This window comes from Bacillus sp. ZY-1-1, assembly GCF_003047165.1.
Lineage (GTDB): Bacteria > Bacillota > Bacilli > Bacillales > Bacillaceae > Bacillus > Bacillus velezensis.
In genome coordinates this window covers 3,528,873-3,542,287 of record NZ_CP027061.1, presented here as the reverse complement: position 1 = coordinate 3,542,287, position 13,415 = coordinate 3,528,873, and the positions used below count along the sequence as shown (strand labels likewise).

The 13,415-nt window shown below is 48.6% G+C and carries 14 protein-coding genes; 7 read left to right on the top strand and 7 right to left on the bottom strand.

The genetic code is table 11. The features are described from left to right. Positions 1-6: 6 nt before the first annotated feature. Together srfAD and C5I45_RS17785 are read left to right on the top strand one after the other, a co-directional pair. Entirely contained in the window at positions 7-738 is a 732-nt protein-coding gene (gene srfAD, locus C5I45_RS17790) for a surfactin biosynthesis thioesterase SrfAD (RefSeq protein WP_107994546.1), read from the top strand. A 121-nt stretch (positions 739-859) separates the two neighbouring features. Further along, the gene (locus C5I45_RS17785) at positions 860-2,170 is read left to right on the top strand and encodes an aminotransferase class I/II-fold pyridoxal phosphate-dependent enzyme (protein WP_046559339.1); all 1,311 of its coding nucleotides are present in this window, start codon (positions 860-862) and stop codon (positions 2,168-2,170) included. 36 nt (positions 2,171-2,206) lie between these two features. Here C5I45_RS17785 and C5I45_RS17780 read toward each other — a convergent pair whose 3' ends face one another. From C5I45_RS17780 to C5I45_RS17755, 6 genes are all read right to left on the bottom strand, one after another. Beyond that, positions 2,207-2,881 carry a 4'-phosphopantetheinyl transferase family protein gene (locus C5I45_RS17780; RefSeq protein WP_014304326.1) on the bottom strand — a complete coding sequence of 225 codons (675 nt, stop codon included), beginning with the start codon at positions 2,879-2,881 and terminating at the stop codon, positions 2,207-2,209. Positions 2,882-2,979: 98 nt separating this feature from the next. After that, the gene (locus C5I45_RS17775) at positions 2,980-3,627 is read right to left on the bottom strand and encodes a YczE/YyaS/YitT family protein (RefSeq protein WP_077723128.1); all 648 of its coding nucleotides are present in this window, start codon (positions 3,625-3,627) and stop codon (positions 2,980-2,982) included. Between the two features lie 80 nt (positions 3,628-3,707). Beyond that, positions 3,708-4,451 carry a cystine ABC transporter ATP-binding protein TcyC gene (tcyC, locus tag C5I45_RS17770; protein ID WP_003156376.1) on the bottom strand — a complete coding sequence of 248 codons (744 nt, stop codon included), beginning with the start codon at positions 4,449-4,451 and terminating at the stop codon, positions 3,708-3,710. 12 nt (positions 4,452-4,463) lie between these two features. Continuing rightward, positions 4,464-5,168 carry an amino acid ABC transporter permease gene (locus C5I45_RS17765; RefSeq protein ID WP_003156375.1) on the bottom strand — a complete coding sequence of 235 codons (705 nt, stop codon included), beginning with the start codon at positions 5,166-5,168 and terminating at the stop codon, positions 4,464-4,466. After that, positions 5,155-5,952 (bottom strand): cystine ABC transporter substrate-binding lipoprotein TcyA, encoded by a 798-nt coding sequence (gene tcyA, locus C5I45_RS17760; protein WP_003156373.1) that lies wholly within the window; start codon positions 5,950-5,952, stop codon positions 5,155-5,157. The genes C5I45_RS17765 and tcyA overlap by 14 nt, the downstream gene beginning before the upstream one ends. A 128-nt stretch (positions 5,953-6,080) precedes the next feature. Then, positions 6,081-6,953, bottom strand: a complete 873-nt coding sequence (locus C5I45_RS17755; protein ID WP_003156371.1) for a transcriptional regulator BsdA — start codon at positions 6,951-6,953, stop codon at positions 6,081-6,083. A 93-nt stretch (positions 6,954-7,046) separates the two neighbouring features. On the opposite strand from C5I45_RS17755, the gene C5I45_RS17750 reads away from it, so the two are divergent. Genes C5I45_RS17750 through C5I45_RS17735 form a run of 4 tightly spaced genes read left to right on the top strand, consistent with a single transcriptional unit; the run spans position 7,047 to position 9,791 of the window. Beyond that, complete coding sequence (locus C5I45_RS17750) at positions 7,047-7,661, top strand: non-oxidative hydroxyarylic acid decarboxylases subunit B (RefSeq protein ID WP_088005476.1); 615 nt, start codon at positions 7,047-7,049, stop codon at positions 7,659-7,661. Positions 7,662-7,663: 2 nt separating this feature from the next. After that, complete coding sequence (gene bsdC / locus C5I45_RS17745) at positions 7,664-9,085, top strand: phenolic acid decarboxylase BsdC (RefSeq protein WP_003156369.1); 1,422 nt, start codon at positions 7,664-7,666, stop codon at positions 9,083-9,085. Positions 9,086-9,102: 17 nt separating this feature from the next. After that, positions 9,103-9,330 carry a non-oxidative hydroxyarylic acid decarboxylases subunit D gene (locus tag C5I45_RS17740; protein ID WP_003156368.1) on the top strand — a complete coding sequence of 76 codons (228 nt, stop codon included), beginning with the start codon at positions 9,103-9,105 and terminating at the stop codon, positions 9,328-9,330. After that, positions 9,330-9,791, top strand: coding sequence for a hypothetical protein (locus C5I45_RS17735; protein ID WP_058906559.1), 462 nt, complete (start codon positions 9,330-9,332; stop codon positions 9,789-9,791). The genes C5I45_RS17740 and C5I45_RS17735 overlap by 1 nt, the downstream gene beginning before the upstream one ends. Before the next feature lie 42 nt (positions 9,792-9,833). On the opposite strand, the gene C5I45_RS17730 is transcribed toward C5I45_RS17735, so the two are convergent. Then, the gene (locus C5I45_RS17730) at positions 9,834-11,312 is read right to left on the bottom strand and encodes a peptide MFS transporter (protein ID WP_003156366.1); all 1,479 of its coding nucleotides are present in this window, start codon (positions 11,310-11,312) and stop codon (positions 9,834-9,836) included. 278 nt (positions 11,313-11,590) lie between these two features. Between C5I45_RS17730 and C5I45_RS17725 the strand changes: the two genes are divergently transcribed. Then, positions 11,591-13,336, top strand: a complete 1,746-nt coding sequence (locus C5I45_RS17725) for a right-handed parallel beta-helix repeat-containing protein (RefSeq protein WP_079890897.1) — start codon at positions 11,591-11,593, stop codon at positions 13,334-13,336. Positions 13,337-13,415 lie beyond the last annotated feature (79 nt).

Here is a 13,415-nt window from a genome sequence, read left to right as displayed (position 1 = left end):
CCGCCAATGGTCCAGCTCTTTAAATCGTTCGATACCACGGAAAAAACGCAGCTTATCTGTTTTCCGTTCGCAGGAGGCTATTCCGCATCATTCCGCCCGCTCCACACCTATCTTCAAGGTGAGTGTGAGATGCTTGCCGCGGAACCGCCGGGACACGGAACAAATCAAATGTCCGCCGTTGAGGATTTTGAACAGCTTGTCAGTTTATACAAGCAGGAGTTGAATCTCCATCCTGACCGCCCGTTTGTCCTGTTCGGCCACAGTATGGGAGGCATGGTCGCTTTCAGGCTGGCGCAAAAGCTGGAGCGGGAGGGGATTTACCCGCAGGCCGTGATCATCTCAGCCATTCAGCCGCCGCATGTTGAAAGGAAAAAAGTGTCTCATCTTGATGATGAAAAATTTCTCGCCCATATTATCGAGCTGGGCGGAATGCCGCAGGAGTTAGTGGAGAATAAGGAGGTCATGTCATTTTTCCTGCCTTCTTTCAGATCCGACTACCGCGCGCTTGAAAGCTTCTGTCCGTCTGATTCTCACATGATTCAATCACCCGTCCATATTTTTAACGGGCGGAAAGATAAAAAATGTATCAAAGATGCGGACGGATGGAAAAAATGGGCCGACAATCCCGTATTTCATGAGTTTTCGGACGGCCACATGTTCATATTAAGTGAAACTGAAAAAGTGGCGGAACGAATATATGAGATTATTAACAGGAGCACTGCAGGCCAATTGTTATAGGATATGACAGACAGCATTCGCTGTCTGTTTTTTGTAACAAAATCTGCCCGTGAGTTTTCTCATTTATCAAAAATTTTATGTTATGATTTGATGGAATATAATTTTGAAGGGATTGTCGTACATGAATGATGCAGCAAAAGAGCTGAACAGAACATTATCTGAAGAAAACCCGCACGTGCTTCATATGCTTTCTGATTTGGGCAGAGAGTTGTTTTATCCGAAAGGGGTGCTGACACAATCGGCGGAAGCGAAAGCCAAGGCCGGAAAGTATAATGCCACGATCGGGATTGCCACCTCACAAGGCGAGTCCATGCACTTTTCCCATATTCAAGAGACACTGTCCGCCTATAACCCCGATGATATCTACGATTATGCTCCGCCGCAGGGAAAAGAGCCGCTCAGACAGGAATGGCTGAAAAAAATGCGTCTCGAAAATCCTTCATTAGCCGGCAAAGACATCAGCACGCCGATCGTGACAAACGCTTTAACACACGGGCTGAGCATTGCCGCCGACTTGTTCGTCAATGAAGGGGATGCGCTGCTTCTGCCGGATAAATATTGGGGAAATTACAATTTTATTTTCGGTGTCCGGCGCAAGGCATCCATTGAGACGTACCCGCTTTTTCAGCAGGATGGGCGTTTTAATGCGGCGGGGCTGTCCGAGCTGCTGAAAAAGCAGGAAGAAAAGGCGATTGTCGTGCTGAATTTCCCGAATAATCCGACAGGCTATACGCCGGGGGAAGAGGAAGCGTCAGAAATCGTCAGTGTGATCCTGGAGGCAGCGGAGGCCGGCAAAGAGATTGTCGTGCTCGTAGACGATGCGTATTACAATCTGTTTTACGATGAAACGGCCATTCAGGAATCCATCTTCAGCAAACTCGCCCAAGTGCACGACCGGGTGCTTTGCGTAAAAATAGACGGCGCGACGAAGGAAAATTACGCGTGGGGCTTCCGCGTCGGTTTTATTACGTACAGCACAAAAAGCGAAAAAGCGCTGCGCGTGCTCGAGGAAAAAACAAAAGGGATTATCAGGGGAACGATTTCAAGCGCCCCGCATCCGTCCCAAACGTTTATGCTGCGGGCGATGCAGTCACCGGAATACGAGAAAGAAAAATCGCTGAAATATAATATCATGAAAAAACGGGCTGACAAAGTGAAAGCCGTTCTTGCAGAAAACAAGCACTATGAAGACGTATGGACGCCTTATCCGTTTAACTCGGGTTATTTCATGTGTGTCCGGCTGAAAGACATAAACGCCGGCGAATTAAGAGTGTCGTTGCTTGAAAAGAGAGGAATCGGGACGATATCCATTAATGAAACCGATTTGCGAATCGCATTTTCATGTGTTGAAGAAGAATACATCGCGGATCTGTTCGAAGAAATTTATCAAGAAGCAAAGCAGCTGCAGAAACAGGCGGAAATATCAGGCTGACAAAAAAAGGAGGGGGATACCCTCCTTTTTCTATGCTTACATCAGCTCTTCATACGTTTTCATCTCAATCCCGTCACAAAAATCGGGATGCGCCGCACAAACGGCCAGCTTATATTCCTCGTCCGCATCATATGTGCGGATGAAACAAGGTTCATGTCCGTCCGGGAGCTCAATGGACACATGGCCGTCGTCTTTGAGGCGGACGCTGAATGAATCAAGCGGAAGGGAAAGCCCTTTTCCGGCCTGCTTGATAAAGCTTTCTTTCATCGACCACAGGAGGTAAAAATAATCGGTCTGCTGATCGGGGTGTTTCGCTTGCAGATCACTGTATTCCGTCGGCGAAAAAAAACGTTTGGCGATATCAATCGTGCCGGGCTTCATTTTTTCAATATCAATGCCGATCGGTTTTGAATCAACGGCACACACGATCCAGCGCCCGGAGTGGGAAATGTTAAAGTGCATGTCCGGAAGCGCGGGGATGTACGGCTTTCCGTATTCCTGGACGCTGAATGAAATCGCGGCCGGATCAAGTCCGTAAGCCTTCGCCGCAGCGGTGCGGATCAGCATGTCGCCGATCAAGGTGCGGTGAGCATCCTCCTTATGGTAAAAGCGCCGGCATTTTTCCCGCTTTTCGGCGGACACGGCTGCCATCATCCGATCCTCTTCCCCTGCAGAAAGCGGGCGGTCCATATATACTCCGTAAATCTTCATGTCCAGATCCTCCGTCTGAAAATATTGTCAAAACCATCCTATCATATCAAACGAAAGCTGTCCGAAAATAAAAAAACAAAACCGTTTCGGCTTTGTTTTTAATGCACGGACGTTGCCCGCCCGGAGATCGCGTATGTTAACAGTTTAGAGGACTGCGGCAAAGAAAAACGCAGAATCAGCCCCGTCAAAACAGCCGTAATAATGGTTCCGGCGCCGATCGGTCCGCCCATCACCCAGGCTGCGGCAAGAATCGTCAGCTCAATGCCGTTCCGCACCCATTGCACGTTCCAGCCCGTTTTTTCAGATATCAGCATCATCAGAGAGTCCCGGGGGCCCGCGCCGAGCCCTGCTGATACGTAAATACCGACGCCGCAGCCGATCAGCAGCAATCCGATAGAAAAAAACACGGCCGCTAAGGAAAAAGCGTGCGCCTCAGGAAGCAGAAACGAGAAGAAATCAATAAACATTCCCATCAGCACCATGTTTAAGATAGCGCCGATTTTCGGGAGCGTCCTCGTGAACAGGCAGGTTAAAGCCACGATGACCGCGCCGACCAAGATGGACCATTGGCCGACAGATAGCCCGAAATGCTGAAAAAGCCCATAATGAAAGGCATCCCAAGGGCTGATGCCGAGAGCTTTTCCTTTAATGGTTAACGATACCCCGAAAGACAAAATCAACAGACCGGCAAAATAAAACGTCCAGCGCATCAAGAATTCCCGCTTCAAAGAGGTCCCTTCTTTCATAACATTCATTAATTGTCATTGTAGCATAACCGCCCAAAAAAAGAAGAAGCGAAATCAGTGTTTCGCTTCTTCTCCGGCTCCTACAAAGGATTCAGTATACGATTTAAAAACCGCTGCGTGCGTTCTTCTTTCGGCGCGGAAAAAATCTGGGCCGGCGGTCCTTGTTCCACAATGACGCCGCCGTCAATGAAGATGACTTCATCGGCCACTTCCTGCGCGAATTTGATTTCATGGGTGACGACGACCATCGTCCAGCCTTCGTTCGCCAGATCCTTAATCACTTTGAGCACCTCGCCGACCAGCTCCGGATCAAGTGCTGACGTCGGTTCGTCAAACAGCATCAGCTCGGGCTGAATCGCAAGCGCGCGGGCGATGCCGACCCGCTGCTGCTGACCGCCGGAAAGCTGGAACGGATATAAATCCATTTTGTCTTTCAGTCCGACTTTTTCCAGAAGCTCTATCGCTTCTTTTCTGACTTGCTCCTTGTCGCGCTTTTGCACTTGAACGGGTCCTTCCATGACGTTTTCAAGCGCCGTGCGGTGAGGAAACAGATGATACGCCTGAAAGACCATGCCTGATTTGCGGCGGAGGCGGAGAATATCAGCCTGCTTCACTTTTTTGGAGAAATCTATTGAAAAATCGGAGAATGCCAGCTCGCCGCGATTGGGGATCTCAAGCGCGTTCAGACAGCGCAGAAGCGTCGTTTTTCCTGAACCGGACGGTCCCAGAATGGCGATGACTTTCCCTTTTTCTATCTCCATATCTATCTTTTTTAAAATTTCATTCTGTCCGAATGATTTATTTAATCCTTTGACGGAAAGCATATCGAAACCTCCTTATTTGGCCACATAACGGTCGAGACGCCGTTCGATCACATGCTGTACGATTGACAGCAAGAAGCAGATGATCCAATAGATAAAGGCGGCTTCAATATAGATGACCAAGATTTGATCAAGGTTTTGCGCGCCGATTTCCTGCGCTTTTCTGAACAGCTCCGCGACGAGAATCTGTGACGCGAGAGATGTATCCTTGATCAGGCTGATAAATGTATTTGATAATGGCGGAATGGACACGCGAAACGCCTGCGGCAGGATCACGCGGAACAATGTCTTTCGATAGGTCATGCCGATCGTATAACCGGCTTCCCATTGCCCTTTCGGCACGGATGAAATAGATGCCCGGATGATTTCAGAAGCATAGGCGCCCACGTTTAATGAAAACGCGATGACTGCGCTTGGGAAAGGGTCCAGCGTAATATTAAATGTCGGGAACAGATAAAAAATGATGAACAATTGAACGAGAAGAGGAGTGCCGCGCACCGCTGATACGTATACGCTGAACACCCATCTCAATGGTTTCATATTTGACATTCTGGCGAGCGCCGTAATCAGCGCGATGATCATTCCGAAAATAAAGGAAAGAATGGTAAGGGGAATCGAGTAATAGATTCCCCCGGAAAGAATCGGCCAGAATGACTGCTGCACCAAATCCCACGGAATGGCTGTTGCAATCACGGGTTCCGGCATGTTACTTAGAAACATCTTCGCCGAACCATTTTTTCGCTATTTTAGAAAGAGTCCCGTCCTCTTTCATTTCTTTTAACGCTTTGTTGACGTGAGTCACAAGTTCGCCGCTTCCTTTTCGGAATGCGAAATATGTCTGCTGCGGCTGGCCTGCTTCAAACGCGATTTTCACGTTTTTATTGCCGGACGTTTTTAAGTAGTTCAGTACGGCAAGCTTATCGTTGTAAGTCAGATCAGCGCGGCCCTGCTGAATGAGCTGAAGGGATTGCGCCATGCCTTCAACGCCTTCAATTTTCGCGCCGGCTTCTTTCGCTAATTTATTGTAATTGCTTGTTAATGACTGAGCCGCTGTTTTTCCTTTGACATCAGCCTCTTTCGCAATCGTGCTGTCTTTTTTCGTCACGACGACTGCATTTGACGTTGTGTATTTATCAGAAAAATCATATTGGTTCTCACGGCCTGTTTTGCCGACTTGGTTGGCGACGACGTCAAACCGTTTCGCGTTTAAACCGGCAAACATGCTGTCCCATTGTGTTTCTTTAAAGTCAGCTTTCAGACCGAGGCGTTTCGCGACTTCTTGAATCACTTCAACATCATATCCGGTCAGTTTGTCAGTCTTTTTATCATGGAAGGTAAACGGTTCGTACGTTCCTTCTGTACCGACGGTCAGTACGCCTTTTTTCTTGACAGAAGCCCAAAGATCGCCGTCTTTTGACTTAGATCCGCTGTCCTGTGAGTTTCCGCAGGCTGCAAGCATTGCGATGCTGACCATCATGAACAAAGCGAATAATGCTTTTTTCATCTTCTTTATTCCCCACTTTTCTGAGTAGTTTTATTGAGAAAAAATAGCTCCCAATTGTAAAGGATAACTTTTTTTTAGTATGAGTCAAGTAATTGGTTTTCATAAGCGGGAATTCATCGTGTTCCGGATCAAAATAATTCCAAAAACTGTCTGACAGGCTTCGGCAGGTAGCTGTCTTTTCTCCAGATGACGGCCGGTGTCATGACAAACGGGTTGTCTTCGATGATAACCGTTTTGACATGCGAGCGCATATGGACGGGAATCATCGTCAAAGGCAGAATTGTGGCGCCGAATCCTGATGATACAAGGCTCAAGAGCGTCGCGGAGTCATGGCATTCACAAACAACCTGGAGGTCGAGACCGTACTGTTCACAAACTTGGAGGACTTGGTCATACACACCTCTTCCATTGACGGTGCGCAAAAGGATCAGAGGCAAAGAGGCGATGTCATTCAGTTTAATCGTTTCTCCGCACAGTCGTTTTGAATGCTCGGACAGCACCAATACACACGGAATGTCTTCAAGCTCCTTCGATTCAATGCCGTCGTTTTTAATCAAGGTGGTGGTGACGGCGGCGTCAATCTGCCGGGTTTCCAGAAGCTCGAGCAGTGAGACGGGTTCATCTTCCCAAATGTTAAAGGTGAGATGCGGAAACCGCTCTTTCATCTGTGACACTTTCTCAAGCATAAGCGCTGCGCAGTAAATGGTTGACCCGACGGCAAGTGTCCCGGCCACCTCCTCCTTCAGCTCTTGTACCTCGATTATAGCGTCCTCAAACTTATGAAGAATCTCTTTTGCTCTTTTCAAAAAGACGTTTCCTTCATATGTGAGGGTCATTTGTTTCTTTTTATTGCGGTCAAACAGAATGACGCCCAATTCTTCTTCGAGCTGTTTCAACTGTCGGCTCAAAGGCGGCTGTGCCATATGGAGCTTTTTGGCGGCCGTCGTGATTTTCTGCTCTTGGGCAATGGTGATGAAATAACGCAATTGCCGAATATCCATGAGAACGCTCGCTCCTTTCTTTTATACCTTTAAGGTATGATACATAGATTTAACGAATATTTTTCATATGGATATATCAGGAGTATGATGGATTTGACACCACATTTCAAGCGTAAAGGAGGGGTCAATATGAAGCTCGTCATCGGAATGACCGGGGCAACGGGAGCCATATTCGGGATCAGGCTTTTAGAATATTTAAAAGCCGCGGAGATCGAAACCCATCTTGTCGTGTCTCCTTGGGCAAATGTCACCATTACACATGAAACCGATTATACGTTAAAAGATGTCGAGAAACTCGCATCCTATACGTATTCTCACAAAGACCAGGCAGCGGCGATTTCAAGCGGTTCGTTTGAAACGGACGGGATGATCATCGCTCCGTGCAGCATGAAATCACTGGCAAGCATCCGCACCGGAATGGCTGACAATCTGCTGACAAGGGCGGCTGACGTCATCCTGAAGGAGCGGAAAAAACTTGTGCTGCTGACAAGAGAAACGCCGCTCAGCCAAATCCATTTAGAAAATATGCTAGCGCTTACAAAAATGGGTTCCGTCATTCTTCCGCCGATGCCGGCATTCTATAACAAGCCGGCTGACATGGATGAATTGATAGACCATATTGTGTTCCGGACGCTCGATCAGTTCGGCATCCGTCTGCCGGAAGCGAAACGGTGGTACGGAATTGAAAAACAAAAAGGAGGAATCTGATAATGGCCTATCAGGATTTTAGGGAATTTCTCGCCGCTCTTGAAAAAGAAGGGCAGCTCTTAACCGTCAACGAAGAGGTAAAACCGGAGCCGGACCTGGGCGCCGCCGCGCGTGCAGCCAGCAATCTCGGGGATAAAACCCCTGCGCTTTTGTTTAACAATATTTACGGACATCACGATGCGCAGGTGGCTCTGAATGTCATCGGCTCGTGGCCGAATCACGCGATGATGCTCGGCATGCCGAAAGATACGCCTGTTAAAGAACAATTCTTTGAGTTTGCCAAACGGTACGATGCATTTCCGGTGCCGGTCAAACGGGAAGAAACCGCGCCGTTTCATGAAAATGAAATAACGGAAGATATCAATCTATTTGACATCCTTCCGCTATTCAGAATCAACCAGGGGGACGGCGGCTACTATTTGGATAAAGCGTGCGTCATTTCCCGCGATCTTGAAGATCCGGACAATTTCGGCAAGCAGAATGTCGGTATTTACAGAATGCAGGTAAAGGGAAAAGACCGCCTTGGCATTCAGCCCGTGCCTCAGCATGATATTGCGATTCATCTTCGCCAAGCTGAAGAACGCGGCGTGAATCTTCCTGTTACGATCGCGCTCGGCTGTGAGCCGGTGATTACGACGGCTGCATCAACTCCGCTGTTATACGATCAATCCGAGTATGAAATGGCCGGCGCGATTCAAGGGGAGCCCTACAGAATCGTTAAATCTAAATTGTCTGATTTAGACATCCCTTGGGGCGCTGAAGTCGTTCTGGAAGGAGAGATCCTTGCGGGAGAACGGGAATACGAAGGACCTTTCGGTGAGTTCACGGGCCATTATTCAGGCGGCCGCAGCATGCCGGTGATCAAAATCAAACGGGTATATCATAGAAACAATCCGATTTTTGAACATTTATACTTAGGCATGCCGTGGACGGAGTGCGATTATATGATCGGCATTAATACGTGCGTGCCGCTTTACCAGCAGCTGAAGGAAGCCTATCCGAACGAAATCGTCGCCGTGAATGCGATGTATACACACGGGCTGATCGCCATTATCTCCACGAAAACGCGCTACGGCGGATTTGCCAAGGCCGTCGGCATGCGCGCCCTGACGACGCCGCACGGACTCGGCTACTGCAAAATGGTCATTGTCGTGGATGAGGATGTCGATCCGTTTAACCTGCCGCAAGTCATGTGGGCGCTCTCAACGAAAATGCATCCGAAACACGATGCAGTCATCATTCCTGATCTGTCCGTCCTTCCGCTTGACCCGGGGTCTGATCCGGCAGGGATGACACACAAAATGATTCTTGACGCCACGACGCCTGTCGCGCCGGAAACAAGAGGCCATTATTCGCAGCCGCTTGATTCCCCGCTGACAACGAAAGAGTGGGAACAAAAACTGATGGACTTAATGAATCAATAAGAAAGGATGAGTTTACTATGAAAACATGCCCGCGCTGTGAATCGCAAAAAGGAGAAACCGTCAGCCAATCGCCGGTCAAAGGCGCTTGGGAAATATACCAATGCCAAACCTGCTTTTTTACATGGAGATCCTGTGAACCGGAAAGCATCACGAATCCGGCGGCATTCAACCCGGCATTTAAAATCGATCCGAAAGAAACAGAGACGGCCACACATGTTCCCGCTGTCCCGGAAAGAAAAGCGTAATGCTGACGGAGCACTTGCCGGAGGCGCTTTACGCGCTTTTAGACGGAACGGAACTTGAAAAAAAGCAGCACGACGCATTTGTGCTCCAATCCGTGACAAAAGAAGGCCGTCCGCACGCGGCCATGATCAGCGCCGGTGAAATCGCGGCCGTGAGCAGAACAAATCTCCGGCTCGCCTTATGGAAAAACACGACGACCGTAAAAAGCCTGCTGCATTCGGGACAAGCTCTTTTCATCGCCTGGCACGGAGGAGCCGCATATTACGTCACATTGGAATGTAAGGCGCTTCCGCCGCTGAAAGAGGCGAAACACGAGCGGGAACGGTTCAGCTGCCGCGTGATCACCGTCAAGGAAGATCGGGCGAAATACGCGGATCTGACATCAGGACCGGCCATCCAGCTCCACGAACCGGAAGATGTCCTGAAGAGATGGAGAGAAACACTTGAGGAGTTAAAACGATAGACGCACAAAAAAAGCCTGCGGACGATTCCGCAGGCTTCTCTTTTATTGTACGCCTTTCATCGCCCGTTTAATGACGGGAGACAGAAGAATTAAAATAATACCGAGAATGATCGAAACAAGACCGATTGAGCCGAAGTAGGCCGCTTCAGAAATCTTATCAAACAAACCGACTACTTTTGCGTTCAGGGCTTGACCGCAGGCGTTTGTTAAAAACCACATACTCATCGTCTGCGCTGAGAAAGCTGCAGGCGCAAGTTTCGTTGTGACGGATAAACCGACCGGTGAAAGGCAAAGCTCACCAAGCACAACCAAAAGGAAGCTGAGCACAAGCCAAAGCGGGCTCACAAGCTCGCCGCTTCCGCCCATAACCGGAAGCACCATGACTAAAAATGATAATCCGGCAAGGATAATGCCGATCGCGAATTTAATCGGTGTTGAAGGCTGGCGTTTGCCGAGCTTCATCCAGATCCACGCGAACACCGGCGCGAAAATAACGATGAATAACGGGTTCAGAGACTGGAACCATGAAGACTCAAGATGCATGCCCGCAAAGGAAAGTCTCGTGCGCTGATCCGCATATAAAGCTAGAATCGTCGCGCCCTGCTCCTGAATCGCCCAGAACATTGCCGCTGCAATAAACAGCGGAACATAAGCCGCAAGCCGTGATTTTTCCGTTTTCGTCGCTTTTTTGCTTGTGAACATCACGATAAAGTAAATAACCGGAATGACAATGCCGAGGATACTGACGGTGTCAATCACACGCTGGATCGTCAGCCAGCCGGTTTGAATCAGAACAATAATAACGGCTGCTGCGATGACCACTCCGATTCCCGTGCCGATCACTGATGATTTAGAAATCGGATTCGGTACATTGGAGCCTGCTTTGCCGAGGTATTTCTTTCTCGTAAGAGCGAAAACAATCAGTCCGAGGAACATACCGGCCGCGGCGCATCCGAAGCCTAAGTGGTAGTTGTACTTCTGTCCGAGTGTTCCGACAATTAGCGGCGCAAGCAATCCGCCGAGGTTGATCCCCATGTAAAAGATGCTGAAACCTGAGTCGCGGCGCTCGTCTTCCTTCGTATATAAATCTCCGACAACGCTGGATACGTTTGGTTTAAGCAGGCCGGTTCCGATAATGATCAGAGCCATGCTGGTAAAAAACGCCGCCGTGCTGCCGGGGAAGGCAAGAGCGATGTGCCCGAACATAATTAAAATTCCGCCGTAAAATACGGTGTTTGCCGTGCCGAATACCCGGTCGGCCAGCCATCCGCCGATGACGCTCGACATATATACGAGAGATCCGTATATGGACATGATGGCAACTGCGGTCGTTTTATCAAAGCCGAGACCGCCATGAGCGACTTCCGTGTATAAATAGTAAAGCAATATGGCTCTCATACCATAGTAGGAGAAACGCTCCCAAAATTCGGTAAAAAACAGTGTGAACAAGCCGCGGGGATGACCGAAAAAGCCTCGTTGCGGCACAGTTTCTGTTATAGATTCCTTATCAATAGATGCCACCTGAGCCAACCCTTTCTTAAAAAAGTGTATTACAAAAATCATATTCTTATATAATACTTGTGTCAATATAATTTATACTGAATTCAAAAAATTCCAGAATGAAAAGATATTAAAACGGTGAATATAGACGAATTTTCCTGATTCCAATGACTTATTTTGTTATATTATCTGACTAAACTATCTTTATAAACTTTTTTAATAAAATTTAAAGTATGTACAGGCGGAGCGGGATATGGCGGAATAAGATGACAATAAGAGAGGAAGGAGGAGATTATCACTTGCCGAATCGTATATTGGATATTACGGATTGCGGTGTGGCGGCAGACGGAAAAACCGATGTGACGGGCGCCATCAACCAATGCTTGGCCAGAGCCGTCAGCGAAGGCTGTCATACGGTGTTTTTTCCGCCCGGAACGTATAAAATCAACGGCACGCTTGGCGGGGACAAAAGCCAGCCGTTTCGGAACGCCGGGATTAACGTGCCGAGCCATCTCACCATCGTTTTAGATCCGGAATGCACGATTAAAGTGGCGCCGAACAGCTCCTGGGGCTACTCGGCTTTCTATATAGGCAGGCGTGAAAATGTCACCATCACCGGCGGCCGGATCATCGGGGAACGGGATGAACACACGTATACCAATGTCCCTTTGCGGTCGACCCATGAATGGGGGTTTGGAATCTGTATTGAAGGCAGCAGCAATGTGCTGATCGAAAATGTGAAGATTTCAGATTTTACGGGAGACGGTATAATTGTCAGCCCGCTCGGGTTAAAAACAAACAGTGATTACGAAACTTCAGAACAGGTGACCATCCGCTGCTGTGAGATCAGGCAGTCAAGGCGGAACAACATTTCAATCACCGGCTGCAATACCGTTACGGTGGAAGAATGCGTGATTGAAGACGCCGGGCAAGGGAACGGAACGGCTCCGAAATTCGGAATCGATATTGAATCGTACGGAGAAGGCGATATTGATTATGAAGAAGCTCTTCATATTACGGTCCGCAACAACTTCTTTTCCGGAAACGCCGCAAGCTCAGTCACCAATTTTAACGGATATAATGTGTTAATTGAAGGAAATCATTCCGATAACACAATCAGCTACGGGTATGGGGCGCATACCGTCATTACGGGGAATGTCTTCTTTCGGTCAGACGGCGGCTCAAGGACCGCAGTCGCCGGACAAGGTGTGTCACAAGGACAGGACAGCAGCAATGCCGTCATTTCCAACAATCTGATTACCGGGTTTTCCACCGGAATAGATGTAAGGGGAAAAAGCGTCCTCGTCACCCACAACAAAATTAATCAATTTGAAAATACGGGCATTTCCGTCTATCAGGCAGAAGATGTGACCGTTGACGGCAATGTCATTGAAAACGGACGTTCCGAAACGAGACGAAGCACGGGGATGCGGGCGACGCTTTCGGAGAACGCCGTCTTTACGAATAACACTCTGAATCAGGTGACAGACGGAATCAGCATGTCGGCCGGCAGTATCATTGTAAAACAAAATGTGCTGAAATCGTTCAGCCGGGGCATATGGGTCACAGGCGGAAATGCCGTTATTGAAGGAAATACGCTCCTTCCGAATGCGTATCAGGGCGCCGCGGAGTCCTATGCCGTATCTGTGACAAATGACGCCGGGGCTGTCATCAAAGGCAATCTCTTTAAGAACTATAAAAACTATCCCGTATTCAGTTCAACATCCTCGGGAACCTCTGTCATCAGCAACCGCTTTGAATCATCACCGCTTATCGTTACCGTGTATCTGAACTCAGGCACGCATGAAGTCATAGACAATACGCTCACGATCAACCGAACAGCGGGCAGCCCGATCGGCATCTATCTGAACGGAGCCTCCAATTCCCTCGTTTCGGGCAATACCATCAACAACCTTTCCGCCGCTTCTGCTTCCGCCATCCAAACCAGCTCCTCCGCAAGTACTAAAATCATCGGCAACCGCATTATCAAAGGCGTCATTGTGAAGCACGCGACAGATACGGAAAGCGGAAATATCGTCATCTGAGAACATCTGCGCCGGAAAAATAAAAAGAACACATGAACTCCGAGAGAAGGAGGAATGTGTTCTTTTTTGACACAATAAA

Coding starts and splice junctions, on each gene's coding strand:
- bsdC (WP_003156369.1), top strand. CDS start 7,664: ATGGCCTATCAGGATTTTAGGGAATTTCTCGCCGCTCTTGAAAAAGAA.
- C5I45_RS17775 (WP_077723128.1), bottom strand. CDS start 3,627: ATGAAAGAAGGGACCTCTTTGAAGCGGGAATTCTTGATGCGCTGGACG.
- srfAD (WP_107994546.1), top strand. CDS start 7: ATGGTCCAGCTCTTTAAATCGTTCGATACCACGGAAAAAACGCAGCTT.
- C5I45_RS17780 (WP_014304326.1), bottom strand. CDS start 2,881: ATGAAGATTTACGGAGTATATATGGACCGCCCGCTTTCTGCAGGGGAA.
- C5I45_RS17755 (WP_003156371.1), bottom strand. CDS start 6,953: ATGGATATTCGGCAATTGCGTTATTTCATCACCATTGCCCAAGAGCAG.
- C5I45_RS17735 (WP_058906559.1), top strand. CDS start 9,330: ATGCTGACGGAGCACTTGCCGGAGGCGCTTTACGCGCTTTTAGACGGA.
- C5I45_RS17765 (WP_003156375.1), bottom strand. CDS start 5,168: ATGTTTCTAAGTAACATGCCGGAACCCGTGATTGCAACAGCCATTCCG.
- tcyA (WP_003156373.1), bottom strand. CDS start 5,952: ATGAAAAAAGCATTATTCGCTTTGTTCATGATGGTCAGCATCGCAATG.
- tcyC (WP_003156376.1), bottom strand. CDS start 4,451: ATGCTTTCCGTCAAAGGATTAAATAAATCATTCGGACAGAATGAAATT.
- C5I45_RS17740 (WP_003156368.1), top strand. CDS start 9,103: ATGAAAACATGCCCGCGCTGTGAATCGCAAAAAGGAGAAACCGTCAGC.
- C5I45_RS17785 (WP_046559339.1), top strand. CDS start 860: ATGAATGATGCAGCAAAAGAGCTGAACAGAACATTATCTGAAGAAAAC.